At 65.8% G+C, this 26,968-nt stretch carries 20 protein-coding genes and 2 pseudogenes; 5 read left to right on the top strand and 17 right to left on the bottom strand.

Annotated elements, in window-relative coordinates; translation table 11 throughout:
* Window positions 1-26 precede the first annotated feature (26 nt).
* Both E6P07_RS05310 and grxD read left to right on the top strand, forming a co-directional pair.
* Window positions 27-1,802, top strand: a complete 1,776-nt coding sequence (locus tag E6P07_RS05310) for an N-acetylglutaminylglutamine amidotransferase (protein WP_153974651.1) — start codon at window positions 27-29, stop codon at window positions 1,800-1,802.
* A gap of 96 nt (window positions 1,803-1,898) precedes the next feature.
* Window positions 1,899-2,234 (top strand): Grx4 family monothiol glutaredoxin, encoded by a 336-nt coding sequence (grxD, locus tag E6P07_RS05315; RefSeq protein ID WP_153974652.1) that lies wholly within the window; start codon window positions 1,899-1,901, stop codon window positions 2,232-2,234.
* Between the two features lie 84 nt (window positions 2,235-2,318).
* Here the strand turns inward: grxD and rnt are convergent, their stop codons facing one another.
* Entirely contained in the window at window positions 2,319-2,999 is a 681-nt protein-coding gene (gene rnt / locus E6P07_RS05320) for a ribonuclease T (RefSeq protein WP_153974653.1), read from the bottom strand.
* 133 nt (window positions 3,000-3,132) lie between these two features.
* Here rnt and E6P07_RS05325 point away from each other — a divergent pair, with 133 nt between their 5' ends.
* Window positions 3,133-3,873, top strand: a complete 741-nt coding sequence (locus tag E6P07_RS05325; RefSeq protein ID WP_170286788.1) for an MlaA family lipoprotein — start codon at window positions 3,133-3,135, stop codon at window positions 3,871-3,873.
* On the opposite strand, the gene pyrC is transcribed toward E6P07_RS05325, so the two are convergent.
* The 13 genes and pseudogenes from pyrC to E6P07_RS13885 form a co-directional block, all read right to left on the bottom strand.
* Window positions 3,870-4,925, bottom strand: coding sequence for a dihydroorotase (gene pyrC, locus E6P07_RS05330; RefSeq protein WP_153974655.1), 1,056 nt, complete (start codon window positions 4,923-4,925; stop codon window positions 3,870-3,872). The two genes, E6P07_RS05325 and pyrC, sit on opposite strands and share 4 nt — an antisense overlap.
* Window positions 4,926-5,012: 87 nt before the next feature.
* A complete protein-coding gene (locus tag E6P07_RS05335; protein ID WP_153974656.1) occupies window positions 5,013-8,144 on the bottom strand; it encodes an efflux RND transporter permease subunit in 3,132 nt (1,043 codons plus the stop codon).
* Window positions 8,145-8,166: 22 nt separating this feature from the next.
* Window positions 8,167-8,952: a hypothetical protein gene (locus E6P07_RS05340; protein ID WP_153974657.1), complete on the bottom strand. Its 786-nt coding sequence runs from the start codon at window positions 8,950-8,952 to the stop codon at window positions 8,167-8,169.
* 129 nt (window positions 8,953-9,081) lie between these two features.
* Window positions 9,082-10,233, bottom strand: a complete 1,152-nt coding sequence (locus E6P07_RS05345) for an efflux RND transporter periplasmic adaptor subunit (protein ID WP_153974658.1) — start codon at window positions 10,231-10,233, stop codon at window positions 9,082-9,084.
* Window positions 10,234-10,373: 140 nt separating this feature from the next.
* Complete coding sequence (locus tag E6P07_RS05350) at window positions 10,374-11,243, bottom strand: GGDEF domain-containing response regulator (protein ID WP_246172939.1); 870 nt, start codon at window positions 11,241-11,243, stop codon at window positions 10,374-10,376.
* A gap of 2 nt (window positions 11,244-11,245) precedes the next feature.
* The gene (locus tag E6P07_RS14005) at window positions 11,246-11,380 is read right to left on the bottom strand and encodes a hypothetical protein (protein WP_281346825.1); all 135 of its coding nucleotides are present in this window, start codon (window positions 11,378-11,380) and stop codon (window positions 11,246-11,248) included.
* 106 nt (window positions 11,381-11,486) lie between these two features.
* On the bottom strand, window positions 11,487-12,257 hold the full coding sequence (locus E6P07_RS14050; RefSeq protein ID WP_343031245.1) for an ATP-binding response regulator: 771 nt from the start codon (window positions 12,255-12,257) through the stop codon (window positions 11,487-11,489).
* Between the two features lie 72 nt (window positions 12,258-12,329).
* Window positions 12,330-12,404 (bottom strand): annotated as a pseudogene (locus E6P07_RS14055) (hypothetical protein); the annotation flags it as partial.
* A gap of 80 nt (window positions 12,405-12,484) precedes the next feature.
* Window positions 12,485-13,693 carry a chemotaxis protein CheA gene (locus tag E6P07_RS14060; protein WP_343031246.1) on the bottom strand — a complete coding sequence of 403 codons (1,209 nt, stop codon included), beginning with the start codon at window positions 13,691-13,693 and terminating at the stop codon, window positions 12,485-12,487.
* A gap of 13 nt (window positions 13,694-13,706) precedes the next feature.
* A complete protein-coding gene (locus E6P07_RS05360; RefSeq protein ID WP_153974659.1) occupies window positions 13,707-15,209 on the bottom strand; it encodes a CheR family methyltransferase in 1,503 nt (500 codons plus the stop codon).
* Entirely contained in the window at window positions 15,206-16,264 is a 1,059-nt protein-coding gene (gene cheB / locus E6P07_RS05365) for a chemotaxis-specific protein-glutamate methyltransferase CheB (RefSeq protein WP_153974660.1), read from the bottom strand. The genes E6P07_RS05360 and cheB overlap by 4 nt, the downstream gene beginning before the upstream one ends.
* Entirely contained in the window at window positions 16,261-17,352 is a 1,092-nt protein-coding gene (locus tag E6P07_RS05370; RefSeq protein ID WP_425505157.1) for a methyl-accepting chemotaxis protein, read from the bottom strand. The genes cheB and E6P07_RS05370 overlap by 4 nt, the downstream gene beginning before the upstream one ends.
* A 117-nt stretch (window positions 17,353-17,469) precedes the next feature.
* Window positions 17,470-18,224: pseudogene (locus E6P07_RS13885) on the bottom strand (cache domain-containing protein); the annotation flags it as partial.
* A gap of 135 nt (window positions 18,225-18,359) precedes the next feature.
* Here E6P07_RS13885 and E6P07_RS05375 point away from each other — a divergent pair.
* A complete protein-coding gene (locus E6P07_RS05375; RefSeq protein WP_153974661.1) occupies window positions 18,360-18,734 on the top strand; it encodes an acyl-CoA thioesterase in 375 nt (124 codons plus the stop codon).
* 11 nt (window positions 18,735-18,745) lie between these two features.
* On the opposite strand, the gene E6P07_RS05380 is transcribed toward E6P07_RS05375, so the two are convergent.
* Window positions 18,746-19,183, bottom strand: coding sequence for an acyl-CoA thioesterase (locus tag E6P07_RS05380; RefSeq protein WP_153974662.1), 438 nt, complete (start codon window positions 19,181-19,183; stop codon window positions 18,746-18,748).
* 71 nt (window positions 19,184-19,254) lie between these two features.
* Entirely contained in the window at window positions 19,255-19,851 is a 597-nt protein-coding gene (locus tag E6P07_RS05385; RefSeq protein ID WP_246172942.1) for a hypothetical protein, read from the bottom strand.
* Between the two features lie 262 nt (window positions 19,852-20,113).
* Here E6P07_RS05385 and E6P07_RS05390 point away from each other — a divergent pair, with 262 nt between their 5' ends.
* Entirely contained in the window at window positions 20,114-25,639 is a 5,526-nt protein-coding gene (locus tag E6P07_RS05390; RefSeq protein ID WP_153974663.1) for an alpha-2-macroglobulin family protein, read from the top strand.
* A gap of 303 nt (window positions 25,640-25,942) precedes the next feature.
* Here E6P07_RS05390 and E6P07_RS05395 read toward each other — a convergent pair whose 3' ends face one another.
* Window positions 25,943-26,962 carry an NAD-dependent epimerase gene (locus E6P07_RS05395; protein WP_153974664.1) on the bottom strand — a complete coding sequence of 340 codons (1,020 nt, stop codon included), beginning with the start codon at window positions 26,960-26,962 and terminating at the stop codon, window positions 25,943-25,945.
* Window positions 26,963-26,968 lie beyond the last annotated feature (6 nt).

Genomic DNA, 26,968 nt, shown 5'->3' on the forward strand with positions numbered 1-26,968 from the left:
AATCACTGGGCGGGAGAAGCTCTGAAATGTGCGGGATCTGTGGCGAGCTGCGGCTCGATGGTGTGCCGGCCGATCTGGACGCGATCGGGCGGATGATGGCCGCGCTGACGCGGCGCGGCCCGGATCATGGCGGCAGCTACAGCGACGGGGCACTGGCCTTTGGGCATCGGCGGCTGGCGGTCATCGATCTGTCGGTTCGCTCCAATCAACCCATGGTCGATGCCGAGCTGGGGCTGGCCCTGGTCTTCAACGGCACCATCTATAACTACCGTGCCCTGCGGGCAGAGCTCGAAGGCAAGGGGTATCGCTTCTTCTCTGCCGGCGACAGCGAGGTCATCCTCAAGGCCTGGCACGCCTGGGGGACCGACTGCGTCGAGCGGCTGCACGGCATGTTTGCCTTCGCGGTCTGGGACGCCAACCGGCGTTCGCTGTTTTTGGCGCGCGACCGCTTTGGGATCAAGCCGTTATATTGGTCCGAACAGGGTCAAGTGCTCCGTTTCGCCTCGACCCCCCAGGCACTCTTGGCCGCCGGCGGTCTGGATACGCGGATCGATCCGGTCGCGCTGCACAATCTCTTTACGCTCCATGCCGTGGTTCCGGCCCCACGCACCATCCTCCAGGGTGTGCGTAAGCTCGCGCCCGGGCATTGGAGGCTGATCGAGGCCGATGGTCGTCAGACCGAGCAATCCTATTGGCGTCTCGTCGCCCGGCGTCCCGAGTCGCCGCTGTCCGAGGGTGAATGGCTGGAGTCCATCCACGCCGCCTTGCGTCAGGCGGTCAGGATCCACAGCGAGGTCGCGGATGTCCCGGTCGGGGTGCTGCTCTCGGGTGGACTGGACTCCAGTCTGCTGGTGGCCCTGCTCGCCGAGGCGGGGGTCTCGGATCTGCGCACCTTCTCGGTCGGCTTCGAGGACACGCCCGAGGAGTCCGGCAGCGAGTTCGAATACTCGGATCTCGTCGTCGAGCGCTATGGCACGCACCACCACAGGTTTCTGATCCCCAACGACCAGGTGTTGACTCGGCTCCCCGAGGCGATCGATGCCATGGCCGAGCCCATGTTCGGTCAGGACGCGGTCGCCTTTTATCTCCTTGCCGAACAGGTCGCGCGCGAGATCAAGGTGGTCCAGTCGGGGCAGGGCGCCGACGAGGTGTTCGGCGGTTATTTCTGGTATCCACGCATGCTGGCCGAGACGACCGGCTCACCGCTGGAGCGCTTCGCCAAGCACTATTTCGACCGCGATCACGCCGAATATCTGCGCATGATCGGCCCGGACTACGCCGGCGAAGACTACACCTCGGCGTTCATCACCGAGCGTCTGGCCGAGCCGGATGCCGACACCTTCATGGACGCGGTGCTGCGTCTGGACGTGACCACGCTCATCGTCGATGACCCCGTCAAGCGGGTCGACAACATGACCATGGCCTGGGGTCTAGAGGCGCGCGTGCCCTTCCTCGATCACCAGCTCGTGGAAGTGGCGGCGCGCTGTCCACCCGAGCTCAGGCTGCGCGCCGGCGGCAAATATCCGCTCAAGGTGCTTGCCCGCGGGCGGCTGCCGGATGCGGTGATCGACCGCCCCAAGGGCTATTTCCCCATGCCGGCGCTCAAATACGTGCGCGGGCCCTTCCTCGACATGATGCGCGACGTCCTGACCTCGCGCGCCAGCCGCGCACGCGGTCTCTATCGTCAGTCCTATCTCGACCAGCTCCTGGCCGCACCCGACCTGCACCACACCCGCATCCAGGGCAACAAGCTCTGGCACCTGGCACTCTTGGAGCTCTGGTTCCAGCGGCACGTCGATTGAGTCGCGTCGCCGCACCGAGCGGTAGGCTTGATAATGGCCGCGACGGCCTGATTTCGTGTGGGTCAGTAATCTCCAACACGCAAAAGGGTGATTGAGATGGATGTTTTGGAACGTATCGCCGAGCAGGTCAGGAGCAACCCAGTCGTAATCTACATGAAGGGTACGCCTAAATTCCCTCAATGCGGCTTTTCCATGCGCGCCGCCCAGGCCCTGCAGGAGTGCGGGGTGCCCTTCGCCTATGTCAATGTCCTGCAAGACCCCGAGATCTTCGAGAACCTACCGCGTTTCGCCGACTGGCCGACCTTTCCCCAGATCTACATCGACGGCGAGCTGGTGGGCGGCTGCGATATCACGCTCGAGTTGCACGCCCGCGGCGAGCTGAAGGCGATGATGGAGCGAGCGGTCGCCAAGGCGCAGGCCGGAAACGCCTGAGATTGACTATGCAAGCCCTCAACGCCGCTTGCCACGCCCGAGTCGGACTGGGTTCGCTCTCTGCAATCCACCAGGTGCCCGTGCTCAATCCAGACGCTGGTCTGATCCGTCCGACGCCTCGGTATGGCGCTCCCAGTAACGATCGGGGTCGAGTTCGTGCCAGCGGTTGACGACCGCGCAAAACAGCCGCGCGGTCTGCTCGGCGTCGTAGATGGCCGAATGTGCCTCGCTGTTCTTCCAACCCAACCCCGCCGCCTTGGCCGCCTTGGCCAGCACGGTCTGGCCGAACATCAGTCCGCCGAGCGTGACGGTGTCGAAGACGCTGAAGGCATGGAAGGGATTGCGTTTGTAGCCGGTCCGTTCGACGGCGGCCTTGATGAATCCCAGATCGAAGTGCGCGTTGTGTCCGACCAGGATGGCACGGTTGCAGCCGGCTGACTTGACGGCCTTGCGGATCGGCGTCAGGAGACGTTCGAGCGCATCCCGTTCCGATACGGCATCCCGAAACGGATGGTGCGGATCGATGCCGTTGAAGGCCAGCGCGCGCGGATCGATCTCCGAGCCGACAAAGGGCAGCACATGGCAGGCGAGCGTCGGCGTGGGTTCGAGCAGACCGTCGGGCCGCTGCCGGATGATGACGGCCGCGATCTCCAGCAGGGCGTGGCGCTGGGCATCGAAACCGGCGGTCTCGACGTCCACCACAACGGGTAGGAAGCCACGAAAGCGCCGCGCGATGCCGTTGCGGATGGATGGCTGTTCTCTCATCGTTACAGCATAAGTGCGCGCGCCATGAATGCCAATGCTCGAGGTCACCGCGAATCTCCGACGGCGCTTCGCGCTGTGGTAGGATCTTGATCCGGTTCATCGAGGAGGTTTGCCGGGTGTCATGGGTAGGGTGATGCTGAGATCATGGGTACGCGCGCTGGCTTGGCTGGTGGCGCCGACGCTCTTGCTTGGGTGCGCCTCTACGTCTGATCGCGAGTTCGATCCGCGTGATCCGCTGGAGCCCTTCAACCGAGCCACCTTCCGTTTCAACATGGATTTCGACAAGGCGTTCGTGCGCCCGATCGCCGCGGGCTATCGGAAGGTGACGCCCGAGCCGGTCGATCGCAGCATCACCAATTTCTTCAATAACCTGGCCGATGTCACCTCGGCGGTCAACAATGTCTTGCAATTCAAGATGTCGCGCGCCGGCAGCGACGTCGGGCGTCTCTTCATCAACTCAACGATCGGTGTGCTGGGTTTCATCGACGTGGCCAGCAACGTCGGTCTGCCGAGCTACAAGGAGGACTTTGGACAGACGCTCGGGTATTGGGGGCTGGAGCCGGGCGCCTATCTGGTTGCGCCCTTGCTGGGGCCGACCAGCATGCGCGACGCCATCGGCAGGGGGGGCGACCTGTTCACGGATCCGCTGCTTGGTCTCAGACCGCATCAGGTGCGCTGGGGATTGGTCGGGGTCCGGGCGATCGACCAGCGCGCGGACCTGCTGAAGGCGACCGAGATCCTCGAAGGGTCCACCCTGGATCCCTACAGCTTTGTGCGCGATGCCTATCTCCAGCGTCGCCAAGCCCTGGTGTACGATGGCCATCCACCGCAAGACCAGTCCCCACAGGACTTCTGGGACGAGGTCAAGTTCTAGCCGGTTTGCACCGGCTCGACCTGCCAGCCGAGGGTCGCGCCGGCGCACAGCGGGACCACCCGGCTGTCTTTGAACCTGTAGTATTCGGGGACGGTCCAGGGCCGGCGGACCAATCGGATCCGCCCCTGGTTCATGGGGAGGCCGTAGAACTCCGCCCCATGCCGGCTCGCGAAGCCCTCCAGCCGGTCGAGTGCACCGGCCCGGTCAAAGACCTCGGCATAAAGCTCCAGTGCCGCATGGGCGCTGAAGATGCCCGCACAGCCACAGCCGCATTCCTTGGTTCCGAGCGCATGGGGCGCGCTGTCGGTCCCCAGAAAAAAACGCGGATGACCGCTGGTGGCGGCCTCGACCAGGGCCAGGCGGTGACGCTCGCGCTTGAGCACCGGCAGGCAATAGAGATGCGGCCGGATCCCGCCGGCCAAGAGGGCATTGCGGTTGTAGAGCAGATGATGGGGGGTGATGGTCGCCCCCAGGGTCTCGGGGCCGGAGCGCACGAAGTTCACCGCCTCGGCGGTGGTCACATGTTCAAGGACGACCCTGAGCCCGGGGTGCTGCTCGATGAGCGGATGCAGCACCCGCTCGATGAAGACCGACTCGCGGTCGAAGATGTCGATCGACTCATCCGTGACCTCGCCGTGCACCAGGAGCGGCATCCCAACCTCACGCATCGCCTCCAAGACCGGCTTGAGCCGGGTGATGTCGGTCACGCCGTTCTCGGAGTTGGTGGTCGCCCCGGCCGGATAGAGCTTGCAGGCGACCACCAGGCCGCTTGCCTTGGCACGTTCGATCTCGGATGGGTTGGTGTGATCGGTGAGATAGAGCGTCATCAGCGGCTGAAAGTCGCTCCCCTCGGGCAGTGCGGCGAGGATGCGCGCGCGATAGGCGCGCGCCTGCTCGGTCGTCACCACCGGTGGCTTGAGGTTCGGCATGACGATAGCGCGCGCGAACCGGCGCGCACTGAAGCCCACCACATCGGCCATGGCCGCGCCATCGCGCAGATGCAGGTGCCAGTCGTCCGGTTGGGTGAGTTCGATCGAGTCGTGGTGCTCCATGGCTCAAGCGACCTGAGTGTGCCAGGCGTACTGCTATCGATTAAAGTGCGCAAAGATTCACATGATACGCTTCCTGCCCTGAGTGCCCTAGGGCTGACTCAGGTCTGGCAGGCGTGACTGTCCCGACTGTATTGAGGACCCTCCTCGCACAGTTGATCTTTTCGACCCTCCTCTCACCAGCCGCCGCGCCCACTCGACCCCATCATCGACCAGGGTATAGACCACGGGCACCACCAGCAGACTCAGAAAGGTCGAGGTGATGAGCCCACCGATGACCACGATCGCCATGGGGGCGCGAAAACTGGGGTCCACACCGATGCCGAGCGCGATCGGCAGCATCCCGGCCCCCATGGCGACTGTGGTCATGATGATCGGGCGCGCCCGCTTGCGACAGGCATCCAGCAGCGCCTCCCAGCGGTTGAGGCCATGCGTGCGCCGCGCCAGGAGGATGTAATCGACCAACAGGATCGAGTTCTTGGTGGCGATACCCATCAGCATGATGAGCCCGATCAGCGAGGGCATCGACAGGGCGCTGCCGGTCACAAACAGGGCAAGAAAGGCGCCGGGGATCGACAGCACCAGGGCCGCCAGGGTGGTGACGGGCTGCACGAAGTCGCGAAACAGCAACACCAGCACCGCATAGATGCAGAGCACCCCGGTCAGCATCGCCACCCCAAAGCTGGCGAAGAGCTCGCCCATGACCTCGGCATCACCGACCTGGGTCTGGGAGATGCCCGGTGGCAGTTGGCGCAGACTCGGCAACGCCAGCGCCTGTTTCTCCACCAAGCCCAGCGGTTGCTGATTGAGTTCGATCTCGAAGTTGACGTTGCGCCGCCGGTCGTAGCGATCGATCTCGGCCGGTCCGCTGTCGAGCCTCAGGTCGGTGATGGCACCGATCTGCACTGGCCCGTCCCGCCCGGGCACGCTCAGGCTGCGCAGCAGATCGAGGTCCTGGCGCGCCTCGGGCGGCAGCCTGACTACGATCGGCACCTGACGCTGAGAGAGATTGAGCTTGGGCAGCAACTGAGCATAGTCACCACTGGTGGCGATGCGTAGGGTCTCGGCGATGGCCGCCGTGGTCACGCCCAGCTCGGCGGCGCGGGCAGAATCGGGCCGGACCACCAGTTCGGGACGCGCCAGTCCAGCGGTATTGGTGACGGTGCCGATCCCGGGGAGGGTGCGCAACTCGCGCTCGACCCGGCGCGCGTGTTCGACCAGTCGCTCACCGTCCTCGCCGGTCAACACCAGGATGTATTTCTCGTTGGCACCGGCCAGTCCCACGGTGAAGCGGATACCAGGGATGGCGGTCAGGGCCTCACGCAGCTCGCGCTCGATCGCCTGCTTGCTGACCCCCCGCCGCTCACCGCGCGGGCTGAGACGGATGGTCAGGGTCGCCTTGCGCACCTCCTGAACGCCTGTGCTCATGAGGGGATCGCTCCCGGCCGCGCCGCCCCCGATGGTGGTATAGACCAGTTGCACCTGGGGATGGCGCGCGATCAGGACCCGGGCCCGCTCGGCGGCCTCCAGGGTCTCATCGAGCCGGCTGCCAGGGGGGAGTTCCAGGTAGACCTGGGTCTGGGACATGTCGTCGGGCGGCAGGAAGCCGGTCGGCAGGAATGGCGCGAGTGCAAAGGCACCGACGAAGAAGACCGCAGCCCCCAGCAGCGTCAGCCAACGATGGCGCACACAGACCCCGCTCAGGCGCACCACGGCATCGAGCCAGCGCGGATGATCGTGGAGCCGGCGCGGTGGGCGCAGCAGATAGGCCGCCATCATGGGTGTGAGCAGACGCGCCACCACCAGCGAGAAAAAGACCGCGATGGCCGCCGTCCAGCCGAATTGGACAAAGAACTTGCCCGCCACCCCGCTCATGAAGGCCGTCGGCAGGAACACGGCGATCAGGGTGAAGCTGGTGGCGATCACCGCCAGCCCGATCTCATCCGCCGCCTCCAGCGCCGCCTGATAGGGCGTCTTGCCCTGGCGCAGATGGCGCAGGATGTTCTCGATCTCGACGATGGCATCATCGACCAGGACGCCGATCACCAGCGACAGGGCCAGCAGGGTCACGACATTGAGTGTGAACCCGAGCAGATGCATGGCGGCAAAGGTCGGCAGGATCGAGAGCGGCAAGGCCGTGGCCGAGATCAGGGTCGCGCGCCAGTCGCGCAGAAAGACCCAGACCACCAACACCGCCAGCAGCGCGCCCTCCAGCAGCAGCGACATCGAGCCTTCGAAGTTCTCCAGCACTGGATCGACGAAGTTGAATGACTCGACGATCTCAAGGTCCGGGCGCTCGGACTGAAGCCGCGCCAGTTCGGCCCGCACCCCCTGGGCGACCTGGACCTCGCCCGCGCCGCGACTGCGCACCACCTCGAAGCCGACCACCGGGCGCCCATCGAGCAGGGCGGCCGAGCGGCGTTCGGCGACGGTATCGATCAGGGTCGCGACCTGACCGAGCCGGATGCGCCGACCATCAGACAGGCTGATGTCCAGCTCGGCCAACTCGGCGGCGGTCTGGACGGTCGCCAGGGTGCGGATCGACTGCTCGGCCCCGCCCAGATCGGCGCGCCCGCCCGCGTCCTCGCGCTGGATCAGGCGCAGCTGGCGCGAGATCTCGGCGGCTGTGACCCGCAGCGCGAGCAACCGGTCCGGGTCCAGCTCGACGCGCACCTCCCGCTCGACCCCGCCGACGCGGTTCACCGCCCCGACCCCAGGCACGCTGAGCAGACGCCGTGCCAGGTCGTTGTCGACGAACCAAGACAGGGCCTCCTCGTCCAGACGCGGCGAGGCGACGGTGTAGCTTAGGATCGGGAGCCCGGTCAGGTTGATCTTGGCGACGATCGGCTCTTCCAAGTCGCCGGGCAGCTCGGGGCGGACGCGCGCGACCGCGTCGCGCACATCATCGACGGCCTCCTGGGTTGGTTTCTCCAGCCGGAACTCGGCGGTGATGGTGGCGGTGCCGTCCTGGATCTTGGTGTAGAGATGCTTGATGCCCTGGAGGGTCGCGAGGGCGTTCTCGATCTTGCGCGCCACCTCGGTCTCCAGCAGGGCGGGGGCCGCACCGGGCAGACTGGCCACCACTCGTACACTCGGCAGGTCGATGTCCATGAACTGCTGGACCTTCATGGTCATGAACGACAGCGTGCCCATGAAGGCCAGCAGGGCGAACAGCAGGATCGCCGGGATCGGGCTGCGGATCGACCAGGCGGAGAGGTTCATCAGTCGATGCAGGTTGGCGGAACTAGAGTCCCTGCGCGCGACGATAATCGCGCATCGCCTGATCGGCTATATCGAGCTGGCGGTCGTTACAGTTCGGACGCGCCTCCGTGCGTCGTCCGAGCCGGTCGTAATAGACGACGCAGTCGTTCCTGAAGACTGCCTCGGCCTCGCCATTGCGGTCCATCATAATCTCCGGCGGGGGACCGCCTCGGTCGGGTCTAGGTTCGTATCTACCGCTGCGCTCATCGCCAGACTGGTCACGTCCATCGCGTCCGTATCCGTCTTCATTGCCGCGTCCACCACCCTGGCCGCGCCCCTGTTGGAGCAGATAGGCATCGACGGCATCCTCGGCACGGCGGCGGTCGCTCGAGTTGCAGTTGCTGCTACGGGTGATCAGCGTGCCCTCGCGGTCATAGAGCGCGGTGCAGCCGCTCGGCAGCCGCACCTCCAGCTCGCCGGAGCGACGCGGTACGACCTCGGGCGCACCGCTGCCACCCGAACCGCCGCCGCTGGGTGGGCGGCGTCCTTCGTACTGGACCTCGACGACGCGCCGCCGCTGGATCTCGCAGGTCCAGGGATATTTGCGTCCGTCGATCTTGGTCTTGCCCTCGACCCTGTAGTTCTTGTCGCCCGGCAGTTGGACGACCTGCTCATCGCGTAGATCGATGAGTCCGTAGTCGCTGCGCAATCGGGCCTCGCAGTCGCGGATGGCGTCCCTGGTGTTATAGGCAAGGGCGGTTGTGGGGACCGCAAGTATCAGGGCGAGCAGGAGTCGGGTCTGGGCGGTTGTTCTGGGAGGTTGACGCATGATCTTTGAGTTCCATGGAAGGTTCGGATCAAACGGAATACTGTTGCGCGTCCGAGCCAGTCGAATACGGATCGGGCAGTGCGCATGATAGCGAAGTCCCAGGCGGAGCGGCGGGAGAAAGACGCCTCCTTATCGAACACTGCCATCCGGCGGTCCAGACTCCGAGATCCGCACCAGATCGCCGTCGGCGAGGAAGCCGACCCCAGTGTCGACCACCGTATCCGTGACCTCAAGCCCGGCGCTGATCTCGACCCGATCGCCCAGACGCCGGTCGATCCAGACCTTGGTCTGAGCGACTGTACCCTGGGGTTGCAGCCGAAAGACATAGGCGAAGCCCTCGCGCATCAGCACCGCCGACTGCGGCAGGGTCAGGGCAGGCGTGGTACCGAGATCCAGCTCGCCGCGAACGAACATCCCGGCACGCAGTGATTGGCCAGTCATCTCAGTGGGTAGATCGACATAGACCAGTCCGGTGAGCGTGCCCCTGTCGACGGTCGGGGCAATGAGCCGGATCCGCCCGTTCACCCAGGTTCCGTCCGGCGCCTTGATTCGGGCCGATCCGCCCGCTTGCAGCCGTGCCAGTTCGGTCGCCAGCACCTCGGCGCGCCATTCCAGCCGAGCGTCGCGGATAAGGCGCAGCAGCTCGGTCCCGGGCTGGACGAGTGCGCCCTGGGTCGCGCTGATCGCGGCGACGATCCCGGCGACCGGCGCGCGCACCTCGGTTCGCGATAGGCGCAGCTCCTCGGCGCGCACCCGCGCCCGGGCGGCCTCGAGCCGGGCCAGCGCGGTCTGTTCGGCACTCAGGTACTGGTCGGACTGCTGGGGGCTGAGCGCCGCCGTGCCCTGAGAGCGGCGGGCGCGCTCGGCGTCGGCGCGGGCCTCGGCGAGCTGCGCCTCGGCCTCGGCCAAGGCGGCCCGCGCCTGTTCGAGGGCCACCCTTGCGCTGTCGCTATCGATCCGGACGAGCAATTGGCCGCGCTCGACCCGGTCGCCGATCTCGACCGGCACCTCGACCAGCCGTTCGCCCCCGATCTCGGCGCCGACCACCACCTCGCGCCAGGCGGCGATATTCCCGGTGGCGGCAAGGGTGCGTGGCCAGATCCGGACCTCGGGGTGGGTGACGGTGACGGTCAGGGCAGGTTTGGTCGTCTTGGGGGGCGCGTCATTGGCCGCCTGGGTCCAGCCTGACTGTTGGGCTAGGCCGAATATCAACATCAGCCCCAAGCCGAGGTGCTTGAACCAGTCGGGTCGTCGCGGATGTGTGTTGTCGGGCCTGTGCATGTCGGTATCGCTTGGTGACGGCGGATGACGCTGAGTCAGGGGGCTGGGCCAGAATGTTCCGGACGGCGCCTTGTGTGGCCGATGGATTTCGGAAGGTCGCGCACTCGAGTGGGTTTCAAGCGGTTGCGTCATCGCGGTCGTCACGGCTGGCGATTGGTCTGAGCGATCAGGATGCGATTGCGTCCAGCGCGCTTGGCGCGATAGAGCGGGGCATCGGCCGCCTCGATCAGGGTCGAGGGATCCTTGTATTCGGGAAAGGCTGCTAGTCCGCCACTGAAGGTGCAATTGAACTCCGTGTCGTTGGCGATGAAGGTTACGGCTGCGAAGTTCTCGCGCACTGAATCCATCACGGCCTTGGCCTGATCGGCGTCCAGTCCGGTCATGATGACGGCGAACTCCTCACCGCCATAACGCCCGACGATGTCAGACTCGCGCAGACGCAGTCGCAGGGTGCGCCCGAGTGCCATCAGCACCTGATCGCCGGTCGGGTGCCCGTGGGTGTCGTTGACGGCCTTGAAGTGATCGAGGTCTCTCATGGCGAGACAGAGCCTCTGTCCACTGCGCTGACAATTGGCCAGGGTCACCCTGAGTAGCTGCAGGAGGGTGTTGTGGTTGAAGAGCCCGGTGAGGCTGTCGCGGATCATCAGCGAGCGCAGGGTGCGCATGCGCTCGGCGCACAGCCGGACCTCGGTCACCAGGCGCGCAGGCGCGATCGGTTTGGTGAGAAAGCCATCGGCGCCGACCTCAAGCGCCTTGAACTGGCGCTTGGAGTCGGTTTCAGACGATACATAGACGATCGGCAGACCCAGATAGCCGGGGATCTGGCGCAGCACCCGCGCCAGCTCGGGTCCGGAGCACTGGGGCATATAGAGATCCATCAGTACCAGGTCGGTCTCGAAGTCCGCGAGGATCTCGAGTACGTGCTCGGGTTCGCTGACGACCCGGGTGATCATGCCGTCCGCCTCCAGGTTCAGGGCGTAGATCTCGCCGAGCAGCGGGTCGTCGTCCACGATCAGGATGTGATAGGGATTGGGGGGGCGCGATTGGTGAGCTGATCGAGCCACTCGGCCAGCTCCACGGCCCTGACCGGCTTGCGGTAATAGGCCTGAGCGCCGGCCCTAACCGCCTGCAGGCGGGCCTGGAACATGGGGGTCTGGGTCCTTGCCTCAGGGGTGGTGAAGGGGTTGGGCTAACCTAACAGATTCATCAGGGTATCAACCAGACTCGATTGATTGAAGTCGCCCTTGACGATATTAGGCGTCGGCCCCGACCTGGATGCCGCGCTGCTTGTCTTCAGGCTTCTGGCGCGAGGTAACGATCAGGATCGGCGTGGAGCGGTATTGATCGTGTTCGCGCAGACGCGCCGTCAGCGCGAAGCCGTCCATGCCCGGCATGTCGATGTCTGTAATCACGGCATCGAAGTGTCCGCCGAGCGCCTTCTGCCAGCCATCGAGCCCATCCTCGGCCAGGGTGACGTGGTAGCCATGGGCCTCCAGGATCTCACGCTCGATCTCACGGGTGTTGAGCGAATCGTCGACGACCAGCAGGCGCCGTCCGCCGGACGTCTGATGCGCATCGCGTCGGGCGGCGTTCATCAGAGGTGTCTCGCCACGCCGTCGGCGCGCCATCTCGATCAGGGCGGGTGCCTGAAGGATGCTGACCAGGGCATTGTCTCCGGTGATGACCATGCCAGCGACCAACCCGCCGAGGCGCAGATGGGCTGGGAGTGGCTTGATGACCATGTCGCGCTCATCGAGCAGCCGGTCCACGATCAGGCCCAGCTTGGTCTGGCGCGACTGGATGACGACCACCAGCCAGCCGGCGCCGGACTCGTTGTCTGTGGTGATCTGGAGCGCGGGGAGATCGCCGGCCTGGATCAAGGGCAGGAACTCGTGGCGCAGCACCATGGCCGGGCGGTCGCCGACCTGCAGGATCTGGTCGCGCGGTACCCGGATCAGCTCGGCGACCTGATGCGCGGTCAGCCCAAAGGTCCGTCCGCCGGCCTCGAAGAGCAGCACCCGCATCACGGTGAGCGAGGCCGGGAGCTGGAGCGCAAAGCGGGTGCCGAGGCCGGGACGGCTCGTGATCGACAGCGAGCCGCGCAGCTCCTCGACGATGGCGCGCTTGACCGCGTCCAGGCCGACGCCGCGCCCCGAGATCTCGGTGATGATGGGGCTGGTGCTGAATCAGGGCAACAAGATGAGCTCGTTGATGGATGCGTCGTCGAGACCTGGGGCGCGGGCCGGATCGATCAGTCCCTTCTGGATCGCCTTGGCGAGGATGCGCTCGCGGTCGAGTCCGCGCCCGTCGTCCTCGATCTCAGCACCCCGACACCTTCCTGGCGCGCCGAGAGCCGGATGCGACCGAGGCGCGGTTTGCCGGCGGCCTGGCGTTCGTCCGGGGATTCGAGTCCGTGATCGACGGCGTTGCGCACCAGATGCACCAGGGCATCGCTCAAGTGATCGATGAGCTGACGATCCAGCTCGATCTCGCCGCCGCTGATCTCGCACTGGACCTCCTTGCCCAGCTCGCGTCCGAGTTGACGCGCCAGTGGCGCGATCGGCTCGAAGACGATGGCCAGCGGCAGCATCCGCATCACCAGGGCGCGATCATTGAGTTCGCTCGTCAGGTGCTCCTGTTCCTGGACCAGATCGCACAGGGCGAGCGTGAAGGCGTGCATGGCCTGAGATTGGGCCTTCAGAGGCTCGCGTTCAGGTTCGGTCTCGGCGCAGACCAGGGCGGCTAAGGATTTGTCGAGTGCCTGGGCCTCCATCAGCTTCAGGCGCAGCTTGACCTGGTTGGAGACGACCTCGCCCATGAGCTTGATGAGCTCGTCGAGCTTGTCCATGCGCACCCGCACGCTGTCGAGGGCGCGTAGGGCGGTTGGGTCCGCGTGTGCCGGCTCCGCCGTCAGCAGTTCGGTCGGCGCGGGCTGGCTCGGCGTGCTCGTCCTGGAGTCCATGGGGCCTGAATCTGAGGGTACCGCAATGCGCGTTGGCTCGGATTCGGTCGCGGATGGCCCTGTCTCAGACCCTCTTTCCTCTTGGAAGGGGGGTGAGACCTCGGCATTGCCCTGAGCGGCTGCCGCAAGTGCCGCGCAGAGTGCCGGGTCGGCGGGCGGGATCTGACCCAGGTTCGGTTCCACCTGCTCGACTAGGGCACCAATGGCGTCCAAAGACCGCATCAGGAGGGTGCCGAGTTCGGGATTCAGGCGGATGCGGCCTTCGCGCAATGCGCCCAGCACCTCTTCGAGCTGGTGTGCGGTCTCGGCGATACCCGTCAGCTTGAGCATCCGCGCCGAGCCCTTGAGTGTATGGGCGGCGCGGAAGAGCTCGTTGATCGAATTGACGTCCAGGCCGACACCCGAGACCAGGGGCGCCAATCCGGCCTCGAGCCGCCCCAGCTGGTCACGGGCCTCGCTGGTGAAACGGGGCAGGAATTTCTTGATGTCCAGGGCCATGATCAGGATCGGCTCAGAGGCTTGCTTCGAGTCGGGCCAGATGCAGTCGGCACAGTCGGTTCAGATCGCCGAGTGCCAGGGCCGGTGCGCCGATCAGGATCGTTTGAGGATTGGCGACCTGGGTATCACGTTCGAGCTGGTGCAACACGATCCTGTACTCACGCCGTGCCAGTTCTGTCTGCCCGGTCTCGCGATAGACCTCGGCGAGCTGGAAGTGGGCCGGCCAGCAGTCAGGCTGGTGGTAGATGGCGCGGCGCAGGAAGGCGATGGCGTCGTTCGTCTGTCCCTGCCGCCGGGCACCGCGTCCCAACACCAGCAAGGCCCCCAGGTGCCACGGATCGCTCGCCAGTATCTGATGCGCCAAGGCCAGGGCGTCCGCAATCCGATCCAGCTCAAACAGCAGATAGGCCTTGAGCACCAGATCCTTCGCCCTTGGCTGGGGACAGGCACAGAGCGGTTCGAGCCGTTCGAGGGCTGTCTGATACCGTTCGGACTGGGTGAGCGTGAGCGCCTCGTCATAAACGGCATCCGCCGCCGCGTCGTCGTAGACCTGCGGCCCTGGCGGCGGGGGGCGCGCGACCGGCAAGGGATCCGAGCGCGGCACGCCACTGTCGGTATGCAAGACCAGCCGCGCCGGTCGCACCGCTCCGACCGGCAACGCCCGTCTGGCACCTTGGGCATCAGCCGTCACCGACGCACGCCCCATCCCAGCCGGCTCGTTGACGAACAGAAACACCCCGTCACGCTCACACAGCGTCAGGATGCCGAAATCATTGGCCAGCGTCTCGGAGATGCCGACGATCAGATACCCGCCGGGCACAAGCAGCGTCTTGAGCCGCTCCAGCACGCGCCTGCGGGTCGGTTCATCGAAATAGATCGAGACATTGCGAAAGAAGATCACATCCTGGTTGGCCAGGGTTTGCGGATACTCGGGATCAAGCAGATTGAGCGGATGGAAGTGCACCCCGCGGCGCAGACGCTCGTCGATCCGGAAATGATTGGTGTCTTCGGGACTGAAGTAACGCTCTTGGAGCTGAGGATTCAGGGCGCGAAACGAGAGACGCCCATAGATCCCGGCCTGCGCGCGCTCCAGGGCTGTCCGATCCACGTCCCCGGCGTTGACCTCGAACAAAGACTCGGCCAGCTCACCATAGCGCTCGCGTAATGCCATCAAGATCGAATAGGGCTCCTCACCGGTCGAGCAGCCGACCGACAGCAGCCGCACTGGGTCATCGGAGGCGCGACGCGCCAGCCGCTCGGGACAGAGCCGTTCGGTCAGCAGACGCAGATGCTGGGGCTCGCGATAGAAGTAGGTCTCGTTGATGGTGATGAGACTGGTGAGTGCCTGGAGCTCGGTCTCATCGTTGCGCAACCGCGCCAGATAGTCCTCGGGTGAGCGGGCGCCAATGCTGTCGATGCGCTTGGCGATCAGCTCGCGCCAGAGATCGTTGCCATAGGTGCCGGCATTGAGCCCTAGATGCTCGCGGATGAACTGCTGGATGGCGTCGAGATTCATGGCAGCGTGCCCACCAGACGGCACAGGGCGCCTGCGATCTGGTCCAGGGGCAATACCTGGGCGATGGCGCCGGCGAGGATGGCCTCGCGGTTCATGCCGAAGATGAGCGAGCTGGCCTCATCCTGGGCCAGGGTCCAGCCACCGGCAGCACGGATGTCGAGCAGCCCGCGCACCCCGTCGCGACCCATGCCGGTCAGGATCACGCCCAGCCCCCCCTTCCCGTAATGCTCGGCCACCGAGGACAACAGCCGGTCGCAGCTCGGGTGATAGATGTCGCGCGCGTCCGGCTCGACATAGCGCAGACGTCGGTCAGCGCTCAGGATCAGATGCTGGGCTGGATCGGCCAGATAGATGCGCCCGGGTTGCGGACGCTCGCCGGACTTGGCCACCACGACCTGCAACGGACAGAGGCCGTCGAGCCAGTCGGCCATGGCCGCGGCGAAGCCGACCGACAGATGCTGGACGATCAGGATTGGAGCGGCGAGCGTCGCCGGCAGTTGTGGAAGCAGTGCCGCCAGTGCCTGGGGGCCTCCCGTAGAGGAGGCGATGGCGATCAGACGCTCGTCCTGATTTTCAGGACGCCCGCCGACCGCACCCGGCAATGGTAGCGACTGAAGTGCCGGCTTGGTCTGAGGCACGAGCGAGGTGGTACTCGACTGACGCCGGATGTGCCGGATCACGGGTACCCCGGCGAGCATCCGCAGTCGCTGCGCCAGGGCGCCACCATCGTCGATCCCCGGTTTGGCGGCGGCCTCGAGCGCCCCGCGCGCCACTGCCTCCATGGCATGGTGCGAGTCGGCCAGATCCGAGAGCACCAGGATGGGCGTGGCCCGCACCGCCATGATCTCCTCGATGGCGGTCAGGCCGTCCATCTCGGGCATCTGCAAGTCCAGGGTGATGACGTCGGGTTTGAGCGCGAGTGTCAGCTCCAGCGCCTCGCGCCCGTTGGCCCCCTCGCCGCAGACGCTCAGTCCGGGTTCGGATTCCAGCAGGGCGCGGATGAGCGCGCGCGCCGCGCCGCTGTCATCGACCACGAGGACGCGGATCGGTTTCATGCCTGACTCTGGCCCGAGTCCTCGGCTAGCGGCGGTTCGGACGCGGCGGGCCGTTCATCGAGCACAAAGCGATCGACCTGACCCTTGAGCGTCGCCGACAGCTGCATCATGCTCTGAGCCACCTGCGAGAGGCGCCGCACCGACTCGGCGGTCTCGGCGCTGGCGGTCACGATCTCCTTGAGCGCGACCACGATTTGATTGCTGGCGGTGCGTTGCTGTTGGGTCGAGAGACTGATCTGCTGGGCCGAGCTGCTGGTCTCGCTGGCGGTCTGCACCAGTTCGCGCAGGAAGTCGGCGGTGCGCGCCGAGGCGTCCAGACCCTGATCGATGCCGACCGAGCCCTTTTCCGAGGTGATGACCAGCCGGCCGATGGTCTCCTGGATCTCGGTGATCTTGTGCGCGATCTCGGACGTCGACGCGCTGACCGAGTCGGCCAGACGCCGGATCTCGGCGGCCACCACACTGAAGCGTTTGCCCGCCTCACCGGCCGATGAGGCCTCGAGCGCGGCATTGAAGGCGATCAGCCGGGTCTGATCGGCTAGGGTGTCGATGATCTCCATGATGCGCGTGATCTCCTTGGACTTGCCACCCAGATCCAGGATCTCTTTGAGCGAGACCTGATTGTCGTGGCGGATCTCCTCCATCTTGGTCACCAGTTGGCGCATGGACTCCTCACCCTGACGACTGCCGTCATAGGTGCGGCGTGCGATCTCGACCACGGATCCCGAATATTCCGCGATCTGCGCCGAAGACGCAGACAGTTCCTCCATGGTCGAGGTGATCTCGGCCACCGAGCTCGACATCTCGCTCGAGGTAGCCGCCTGACCCTCGACGGCCTGGGCGATCTGACGCGCGGCCTCGTGGACCGAGAACGCATTGCGCTCGACCTCAGCGACCAGATCGCGTAGATGACGGCGCATCCGGTCCGTGGCCGCCGCCAGCTCGGCCAGTTCGTCGCGTCCGTCCAGGACGACCGCGCGTGATAGATCCCCGGCGGCCACGCGGTCGAGGCTCTGGGCGACACGCTGGATGCGGCGCGCGAGCACCCGCGCCGAGACAAAGGCCAGCGTCATGCCGATCGCCAGCATCAGACCGCCGAGCAGCCAGGTGCGCTCGATCGCCCGCGTCCGGATCCGGGTGTAGACCTGACGATCCTTGGCGATCTCGATCACCCCAAGCGGCTGGCCGGCATAGTCGCGGACCTGCTCGGCATAGACGGCCAGCTCCAGGCCGCCGATGGTCAGTTGGGCATACTGAGGCGTACCTGAGGAGGCCGCGGCGATGGCGGTCGCGTCGAGGAGTGGGCGGTCGCCGGCGGTGCTGGCAAAGGTCTGGATCTGGCCGTCACGGATCAGGTGCAGTCCCGCCTCGACGCCGTGGCGCGCCTTGAAGCCCTCGAAGAAGGCCGGTCCGAACGACATACCGAACTCGACCGAACCGAGGTGACGGCCCTGATCGAAGACCGGCACCAGGCCGCGCGCGCCCAGACCGCCGACGCCCCATTCCAGCCCGCGATGGGGGTACGCTCGGCATTGGTATCCACGACCGAATGGCGGAAGCTGGAGAGATCATCGCCGTATTTCTCGATCTGGTGCAGCCGCAGAAAGGAGGTCGCGGGTGGGGTATGGAACTGGAACTGGACGGCGCCATAGTCCTTGCTCAGCACCTCATAGGGCGGCAGAAGCTGGGTGCGCAACCAGTCGCGATCGCCGGCGGCAAACCGATGCTGGACCTCGGGGATATTGGCGACGAGCGCGCTTAGGGCCTCGGCCAGTCGGGTCTCGGTCTCGACGTCGAGCCGGATGCGTTCGGCGTACTGGTGCAGCTCGGTGCGCTCCGCCTCCAGGGCCAGGCCGTCTAGGGCACGCAGATTAAAGAAGGACAACACCAAGACGGCGAGCAGGATCGCGGTCCCGGCGCCGATCATGGAGTTGACCCAGAGACGGAGGTTGGTGAACATCGATTGTTTCTCGTGCAGGCCGCGTCTGGCGCGGAGGTTGAAACCGCGTTTCCCGACTGCCGGATGCTAGCCCAAGCCGAGCCGTCAAAGAAGACCGTCACCCCAGAGAAGATTAAACCCGCCGCTGGAGCCGTCATGGAGAGCTACACCGTCGTCCGTCCCGAACATCTCAACCACTATGGCCATCTGTTCGGCGGCTGTCTGCTCAAATGGGTCGATGAGATCGCCTGGATCGCCGCCAGTCGCGACAATCCGGGCTGTCGCTTCGTCACCGTCGGCATGGATCGGGTGGAGTTTCACCGCGGCGTCGATCTAGGCACGGTGCTGCGCTTCGTTGCCAACGCAAGCCGCCGCGGACGTACCTCACTGACCTATGACGTGAGCGTCTATGCCGATGATCTGGAGACCGGCAGCGAGGAGCCGATCTTCTCGACCCGCATCACCTTTGTGCGGGTCGACGCGCAGGGGCGGAAGACACCATTGCCTACCGCCGTACCGTCTCTCGTCTGACGGCGGGCGTGTCATGGCGTCTTCTGGGTTCGATCCATGACGTAGCCGGCCAGCCCCGCGCGCAGCGCCTCCGGCAGCGACTCGCCGACATGCACCTCATCCGTCACCAGGACATGGATGGTCCTGGCCGTCGCCAACTCCTCGCCGGCTTCGCTCAGGAAGCGATAACCGATCGCAAACGAGCGCCGGCGCAGATCCTCAACCTGGACCTCGACCCGGATCCGGTCCCCGTGACGCATCGGATGCCGGTAATCGGCCTCGGCATGGGTCAGAGGCAGCAGGATCTCGCCGTCGCGGATCATGGCGTGGATCGGATAGCCGATGTCCTCCATGAGGGCCTCAAGCGCGTCCTGCGCATACCGGAACAGATGGGCGAAGAACAGCCGCCCGGCGGCATCTGTGTCGTGCAGCCGGACCTGGAACGCATAGTGGAAGGGGCGATCCGTCATGACGGTGCTTGACGAAGACACCTCCCTGTGTCTTTGCGGTAGTGCATTGGTCCAGGGGCGCCGATTGCGTTTTAGGAGGAACGCTTGGCAGCGACCGAACCGCGGGTGCTCAGCATGAAGAATGCCGCGACGATGAAGGCAGCGATGGCCACGGCGATGACCATGGTCACGGGCTTGTTGGCGGGGTCGACGACCTTGAAGGGCTCACCGATCTTGACCAGGATGGCCGAATGGCGCGGATCGGCCAGCAGATAGCCGCAGAATCCGAGGAAGGCGCCATAGAACACCATCTTGATGTCCAGATAGAGACCGACCAGGAGCGCGACCAGGGCCGTCATCATCACCAGGGTCACGGCGGCCTTCTGGCCACCCATGGCGGCATCGACGCCCATCTTGTGCAGGATGTCCAGCACCCAGATGAAGGCACCCCAGATGATGATCTGCTTGATCAGATAGAACAGACGCGAGTCACCCCGGACATAGGCGTTGCCCCAGGCCGTGACCAGGGAGATGAGCCCGATGACCGGGACGAAGTAGCCCCAGTAGAGGGCGATGCCGCTGGTGTTCTCGCGGGTGAGCGCGAAGAGTGCGACCGTACCGGCATAGAGGATGAAGAGCGGGAACAGGGCGAGCATCAACGAGCCTTGCGATTTTGTGGATGTCGTCACGATGAAGCCTCCTGACGTTTGGGTTGCTGTGATTGATGAGCCGATAGCCTGTGTGAAACGGCAAGCGAGACCAGCGAATCGGTCAGGCCTGTTGATAGTAACCTCACTGAAACTGCGTGTTAAGGGTCGAACGCAAACTCGATGGGGTGCCGTAACCCCGCTTTTGGCGAACAGTGTGCGATGGATGCCTGTTGTCCATTGCTTGGAGGCCGCCGGAGGACTAGAGTTCATCCCATCCAGTCGAGTCGAAAGGGTCGCCGCCATGCCCGCTCCTGCGCCTCTCTCCAGCATCGTGCGTCTCGCACTGATCGGTCTGGCCTGTGTCTGGTCGCTTGCCGCCACGTCCGCCGAACGCTCCATCGAGCTCTTACCCGGCATCGACTACTTCGGGCGGGACTATGCGACCCTCAAATCCATCAGCCTGGACGACTGCCAGACGGCCTGTCTGAATGACAGTCGCTGTCGCGCCTTCACCTACAACACCAAGGCCGCCTGGTGCTTTCTCAAGGAGAGCCACGAGGAGCCCCGCCCCTTCGCGGGTGCCGTCTCCGGGCAGGTCGTCGAGCGGGCCGTTCAGGTGACGGGTGCCGAGGGTACGGCGCCGCGTCCCGTCTCATCGCAGGCGCGACTGGCCGAGCTCCAATTCCTGCCCCCGCGCGAGCTCGCCGAGGCGCGCCGACTGACCGCCAAGCTGGCGAGTGCGCCTGCGCCCGGGGTCAAGCTCGCGACCCTAACGGCCCAGGCGCGCACCGCGCTGCAATCCAATGAACCCGCTCAGGCCGCCGCACTCTACTCCCAGGCACTGAATCTGGCGCCGGAGGATCCGACTCTCTGGATGGCGCTGGCCGAGTCCTCGCTCGCCGCCGCCGAGGCGGGCGATTGGGACGACCGACAACGCTATCGTCAGCAGGCGACCGCTGCCGCCATCAACACCTATACACAGGCGCTGAACGACGCCGAGCGCGCCGCCGCGCTCGCGCTCATCGCCCGGACCCTGGCCCAGCGCCAGGAATGGCGGGCCGCGATCCGCGCCAATCGCGCCGCACTCGCCCTGGTCGATTCGCCCGCGCTGCGCCAGGTTCTCGATCAGCAGATCGCTGAGCATGGTTTCCGGATCAAGGGGCATGATGTCGAGTCGGACGCCGCCAGCCCGCGGATCTGTATCCAGTTCAGCGATCCGCTCGATCTGCGCCGGCCCAATCTCACCGACTTTGTGCGCGTCGTCGGTCGCACCGATCTGCCGATCGAGGCCGAGTCCAAGCAGATCTGTATCGATGGCGTGCGCCACGGTGAGCGCTATCAGGTGCTGGTGCGTCCCGGGCTGCCGGCCGCCGACGGCGAGATCTTGATTAAGGGCTCGGAACTCGACATCTATGTCCGCGACCGTGCGCCCATGGCCCGCTTCCTCGGGCGTGCCTATGTGCTGCCCAAGGGTGGCGAGGCGGCGATCCCGGTGGTCTCGGTCAATACCGAGCGTCTCGAGGCCGAGGTCCATCGACTCGGCGATCGCAGCCTGACCCAGGCGCTGGAGGAGGGACTGCTGGAGCGTCCGCTTGGACGCTGGAACCTAGAGCGCATCCAGGAACGCACCGGCGAGGCGGTCTGGAAGGGGGAGATCGAGGTCAAGTCCGAGCTCAACCGCGAGGTGACCACGGCGGTTCCGGTCGGGGCGCTGGTACCCGAACTCAAGCCCGGGATCTATGTCCTGACCGTGCGTCCGCACACTGCCCCCGATGACGGCGATTCGCTCGCGACCCAGTGGTTCCTGGTCTCGGACCTGGGTCTGACCACGCTGGCAGGCAATGACGGACTCCATGCCCTAGTCCGCTCACTCTCCAGTGCGAAGCCGCTCGGAGGGGTCGAGCTGCGTCTGGTCGCGGTCAACAACGAGATCCTGGGGCGCGCGACCACAGACAGCGCCGGCCATGCCCGCTTTGATCCCGGTCTGCTGCGCGGCAGCGGGGGCAATGCCCCGGCCCTCTTGGTGGCCGAGTCGCCCGCCGGCGACTATGCCTTTCTCGATCTGACCCAGCCGCCATTCGATCTGAGCGATCGGGGCGTCGAGGGGCGGCTGCCGCCTAAGCCGCTTGACGTTTATCTCGTCAGCGATCGCGGCGCCTATCGTCCGGGCGAGACCGTCCATCTCACCGCCCTGGTGCGCGACGCGCGCGCGCGGGCGGTGACGGAGCTCCCGATCACCTTCATCGTCAAGCGCCCGGACGGGATGGAGTCTCTGCGCACCCTGACCCAGGATCAGGGGCAGGGCGGGCATGCCACCGAGGTGCAACTGACCAAGACGGCCCCGCGCGGCACCTGGCGTGCCTCTGTCCATGCCGATCCCGAGGGGCCGGCCCTGGCCGAGCTGGCGTTTCTGGTCGAGGACTTCCTGCCCGAGCGCCTGACCTTCGAACTGGATTCATCCACTCCGGCGATCGATCCGGACGATCCGCCGTCGCTCAGGCTCGATGCCCGCTTCCTCTATGGTGCACCGGCCGGCGGTCTGGCACTGGAAGGCGAGATCCAGGTGAAACCGACCGAGACCCTGGACGCCTTCCCCGGTTATCGCTTCGGTCTGGCGAGCGAGACGTTTGAGCCGGTCGGCGGCCCGCTGCCGGAGGGGCGAACGGATGCCGCGGGTCATGCCGAGGTGCCCTTGGATCTGCCCGAGATCCCGCCGACCAGCAAGCTGCTGGAGGCCGAGATCCAGGTGCGGGTGCTGGAGCCGGGCGGGCGTCCGGTCGAGCGCCGGCTCAAGCGTCCGTTGGCAGCCAAACAGACGCGGATCGGACTCAGGCCGCTATTCGAGGGGGCGGTGGAGGAGGGCGGCCATGCCCGGTTCGAGGCCATCGCCCTCGGCGCGGATGGTCGGCGTCAGTCACTCGCCGGGGTGCGCTGGACCCTGGTGCGGCTCAAGACCAGCTTCCAGTGGTACACCTCAGATGGCACCTGGAACTATGAACCCATCACCACCACCGAGCGCGTGGCCGACGGCACCCTGGATCTGGATGCCCAGGATCCTGGACGGATCGAGGTCCCAGTCGCTTGGGGCCGCTATCGTCTGACGCTCTCGACCTCGGACGGTTCGGTGCTGCCGGTCGATCTGGAGTTCGAGTCCGGCTGGTACGTCGAACCCAAGACCCAGGACACACCGGATCTACTCAAGGTCGTGCTCGACAAACCAAGCTATCGGGTCGGCGACAAGGCGCGGGTACGGCTCGAACCGCGCTTCCCGGGGATCGCCCTGGTGATGGTGATCGACGATCGACTGATCGGCATGCAGGCGGTCGAGGTGCCCGAGTCTGGGGCGACCCTCGAACTCCCGGTGACCGCCGACTGGGGGCCGGGCGTCTATATCACGGCGGCGCTCTATCGCCCCATGGACCTGGAGGCGCGCCGGATGCCGGCCCGTGCACTGGGTCTGACCTGGGCGGGCGTCGATCCAGGGGCGCGTCGGCTGGCAGTCAACCTCCCCGAGACGCCCCAACTCAGCGGCACGGTGCGTCCGCGCCAGACCCTCGAGATCCCGGTCCAGGTCGAGGGGGTCAAGCCCGGATCGCCGGTCTATGTCACGGTCTCGGCGGTCGATCTTGGGATCCTGAACCTCACCCGCTATCAGCCACCCGCGCCGGACGACTGGTATTTCGCCCAGCGGCGGCTGGGGATGGAGATCCGCGATCTCTATGGCCGGCTCATCGACCGGATGCAGGGGTTGCCGGGCGTGGTACGCAGCGGCGGCGATGCATTGAACCTGACGATCGAGGGCCCGCCGCCGACTGAGGAGCTGCTTGCCTATCATTCGGGGATCGTCAAACTCGACGCGCGCGGTCAGGCGCGGGTCGCCGTGGATATCCCCGACTTCAACGGCACGGTGCGCGTCATGGCCATGGCCTGGGGCGCTGAGGGTGTTGGCCATGCGGTGCGCGATCTGACGGTGCGCGATCCGATCGTGGTCACCCCAACCCTGCCGCGCTTCCTGGCCCCAGGCGACCGCTCGCGTGTGCTACTCAGTCTGGACGCGGTCGAGGGGCCGGGCGGCGAGGTTGGGCTTGCGGTGGCCGCTGAAGGCGGTCAGGTCCAGGTCGCGCCTGAGTCGGCCCGCTCCAGTCTGACCCTGGCGGCAGGCCAGCGTGCGCAGACCAGCGTCGCGCTTCAGGCCGAGTCGGTCGGGGAGGCGCGTCTGAACATCGACCTGCTGACCCCGGACGGTCAGGCCCTACGCAAGACGCTGCGCGTACCAGTGCGCGCCAATGCGCCACGCACCAGCCGTACAGAGGCTGTAACGCTCCAGCCAGGTGAGGGACTGACCCTGGACGCCGAACGGCTCGCCGACCGGGTGACTGGAACTGGCGTCTTGACGGTCTCGATCGGTGGGGCTGGACGGCTGGATGTCGCCGGGCTCTTGATGGCGCTCGACCGCTATCCCTACGGCTGTGCCGAACAGCTCACCAGCCGGGCGCTCCCCTTGCTCTATCTCAATGAGGTTGCCCAGGCCATTGGACTGGCCGGCGAGGGCGGGGTGCGCGCGCGGGTGCAGGCGGCGATCGGCGAGATCCTGGCCAAGCAGGACAGCAACGGCAGCTTCGGCCTCTGGGGCAACGATGGCGGCGGCGACACCTGGCTCGATGCCTATGTCACCGATTTCCTCACCCGGGCGCGCGAAAAGGGCTATGCAGTGCCGGAGGTCCCCTTCCAACTGGCGCTCGACAACCTACACAACGGCCTCAGCAGTACCCCGGACTTCAGCTCAGGCGGCGAGGACATCGCCTATGCCCTCTATGTGCTGGCCCGCAACGGACGCGCCGCGATCGGCGACCTGCGCTACTACGCCGACACCAAGCTCGATGCCTTCGCCAGCCCCCTGGCCGTCGCCCAGCTGGCCGCCGCGCTTGCCATCCAGGGCGACCGCCCCCGTGCCGAGGGGCTGTTTCGGACCGCGCTTGGTCGGTTCATGCAGGGCCACGACGATCGGCGCTGGCGTTCGGACTATGGCTCGCTGCTGCGCGATGGGGCCGGGCTGCTGACACTGGCCGCCGAGAGCGACTCCTCGGCGCTGAACCTCCAATCGCTCGCCCAGCGGCTCCAGGCGCTCTGGGCGAGCGAGTCCTATACCAGCACCCAGGAACAGGCCTGGCTGCTGCTTGCCGCCCGGGCACTGATGCAGTCGAGCGAACAGCCAGCCCTGAGCGTCGATGGGGCGACGCAGGTGGGCTTTTTCCAGCGTCGCCTCGATGAGTCCCAACTCGCCGTGCGCCCATTGTCGATCGTCAATCGCGACACGCGTCCGGTTGAGGCCTTGGTGACGGTGACGGGCGTGCCCCGCGTGCCCGAACCGCCCGGCGGTCAGGGCTATCGGATCGAGCGCGCCTATTACGATCTGGATGGACGGCGGGTCCGGTTGGCGGAGGTCGAGCAGGGCGCGCGTCTGGTCGCGGTGCTGACGGTTGAGGCGAGCGCGCCACGTCAGGCGCGCCTGATCCTCGATGATCCCTTGCCGGCGGGCTTGGAGATCGAAAATCCCCACCTGATCGGCGCCGGCGACCTCGCGGGCATCCCCTGGCTCGGGCTGGAAAGCGAGGCTCAACACACCGAGTTTCGCGCCGATCGCTTCATCGCGGCCATCGACCGGGAGGCCGACGACCCGGTACGGTTCCAGCTTGCCTATCGGCTGCGTGCGGTCTCGCCCGGTGTCTTCGCCCATCCGGCTGCAACGGTCGAGGACATGTACCGGCCCAGTCTGCGCGCCTGGACCGGGAGCGGCACGGTCGAGGTGCGCGAGTTGGGACGCTGAGCCGAACCGTTCCATCAGACTTACTCATTCCTGCTCACACAGGAACAAAGCTGACTTCCTGCTTCGCAGAGGCCGGTTTCGTCTTGAGCGTGCGCCCAAGGCCAGAGCCCGCCTCTCCACAGGCTGTCACCGAGCAATCAGCTTGTCGCTGAAAGGGCTGGCAGCCGCCAGCCGAACTCTCGGCCACTTTTTCAAAGGCCTCTTGGATGCATGACCATCTTGCGAGACATGCAGATATTACAACATTCTCGCAAAAAAGTTCAACTATCAACGAAACTGTTCGAGCCCCAGGCCGGGACGGAATCACCCGAGACGTGCCGTGGGATAGAAGTCCAGATACCACTCCACGAACCGCGCCACGCCCTCGGCCACGGGTGTGGTGGGTTTATAGCCTGTATCGCGGACGAGGTCTGTGACGTCGGCGAAGGTGTCTGGGACATCACCCGGCTGGAGCGGGAGCAGTTCCATCTCGGCCTTGCGGCCCAGGCACTGCTCCAGGACCGAGATGTATTCCAGCAGCTCGACCGGCTGGTTGTTGCCGATGTTGTAGACGCGGTAGGGCGCGCGGCTGCTGGCCGGGTCGGGCCTGGATCCGGACCAGTCGGGGTTGCCTTCGGGCACCCGGTCGAGCACGCGGATCACGCCCTCGACGATGTCGTCGATATAAGTGAAGTCACGTCTGTGGCGACCGTAATTGAAGACCTGGATCGGTTCGCCGGCGAGGATGGCGCGGGTGAACTTGAACAGTGCCATGTCCGGTCGGCCCCAGGGCCCGTAGACGGTGAAGAAACGCAGCCCGGTGCTCGGGATCCGGTAGAGATGGCTATAGGTGTGGGCCATCAGTTCATTGGCCTTTTTGCTGGCGGCATAGAGGCTGAGCGGATGGTCGACATTGTCGTGGACCGAAAACGGCATCTGGGTATTGGCGCCATAGACCGAGCTACTTGAGGCGTAGACCAGATGCTCGACCCCATAGCGGCGACAGCATTCCAGGACATTGGCAAAGCCGAGCAGGTTGGTATGGACATAGGCCATGGGATTGGTAAGCGAATAGCGCACCCCGGCCTGGGCGGCCAGATTCACCACGCGCTCGGGGCGATGGACGTGGAAGACCTCGGCCAGTCCGGCGCCGTCTGCGATATCGAGCCGCACGTCGGTGTAGTTCGGATGATCGAGGGTGCGCGCCAGCCGTGCCTCCTTGAGCCTGACGTCATAGTAGTCGTTGAGATTGTCGACCCCGATCACGGTGTCGCCGCGTTCGAGTAGGCGCATTGAGAGGGCCGAACCGATGAAACCGGCGCTGCCGGTGATCAGGATCTTCATCGAGAC

Source organism: Thermochromatium tepidum ATCC 43061, assembly GCF_009664085.1.
Taxonomy (GTDB): Bacteria; Pseudomonadota; Gammaproteobacteria; order Chromatiales; family Chromatiaceae; genus Thermochromatium; species Thermochromatium tepidum.

Coding starts and splice junctions, on each gene's coding strand:
- E6P07_RS05310 (WP_153974651.1), top strand. CDS start 27: ATGTGCGGGATCTGTGGCGAGCTGCGGCTCGATGGTGTGCCGGCCGAT.
- grxD (WP_153974652.1), top strand. CDS start 1,899: ATGGATGTTTTGGAACGTATCGCCGAGCAGGTCAGGAGCAACCCAGTC.
- rnt (WP_153974653.1), bottom strand. CDS start 2,999: ATGAGAGAACAGCCATCCATCCGCAACGGCATCGCGCGGCGCTTTCGT.
- E6P07_RS05325 (WP_170286788.1), top strand. CDS start 3,133: ATGCTGAGATCATGGGTACGCGCGCTGGCTTGGCTGGTGGCGCCGACG.
- pyrC (WP_153974655.1), bottom strand. CDS start 4,925: ATGGAGCACCACGACTCGATCGAACTCACCCAACCGGACGACTGGCAC.
- E6P07_RS05335 (WP_153974656.1), bottom strand. CDS start 8,144: ATGAACCTCTCCGCCTGGTCGATCCGCAGCCCGATCCCGGCGATCCTG.
- E6P07_RS05340 (WP_153974657.1), bottom strand. CDS start 8,952: ATGCGTCAACCTCCCAGAACAACCGCCCAGACCCGACTCCTGCTCGCC.
- E6P07_RS05345 (WP_153974658.1), bottom strand. CDS start 10,233: ATGCACAGGCCCGACAACACACATCCGCGACGACCCGACTGGTTCAAG.
- E6P07_RS14005 (WP_281346825.1), bottom strand. CDS start 11,380: ATGTTCCAGGCCCGCCTGCAGGCGGTTAGGGCCGGCGCTCAGGCCTAT.
- E6P07_RS14050 (WP_343031245.1), bottom strand. CDS start 12,257: ATGCGGGTGCTGCTCTTCGAGGCCGGCGGACGGACCTTTGGGCTGACC.
- E6P07_RS14060 (WP_343031246.1), bottom strand. CDS start 13,693: ATGGCCCTGGACATCAAGAAATTCCTGCCCCGTTTCACCAGCGAGGCC.
- E6P07_RS05360 (WP_153974659.1), bottom strand. CDS start 15,209: ATGAATCTCGACGCCATCCAGCAGTTCATCCGCGAGCATCTAGGGCTC.
- cheB (WP_153974660.1), bottom strand. CDS start 16,264: ATGAAACCGATCCGCGTCCTCGTGGTCGATGACAGCGGCGCGGCGCGC.
- E6P07_RS05370 (WP_425505157.1), bottom strand. CDS start 17,352: ATGCTGGCGATCGGCATGACGCTGGCCTTTGTCTCGGCGCGGGTGCTC.
- E6P07_RS05375 (WP_153974661.1), top strand. CDS start 18,360: ATGGAGAGCTACACCGTCGTCCGTCCCGAACATCTCAACCACTATGGC.
- E6P07_RS05380 (WP_153974662.1), bottom strand. CDS start 19,183: ATGACGGATCGCCCCTTCCACTATGCGTTCCAGGTCCGGCTGCACGAC.
- E6P07_RS05390 (WP_153974663.1), top strand. CDS start 20,114: ATGCCCGCTCCTGCGCCTCTCTCCAGCATCGTGCGTCTCGCACTGATC.
- E6P07_RS05395 (WP_153974664.1), bottom strand. CDS start 26,962: ATGAAGATCCTGATCACCGGCAGCGCCGGTTTCATCGGTTCGGCCCTC.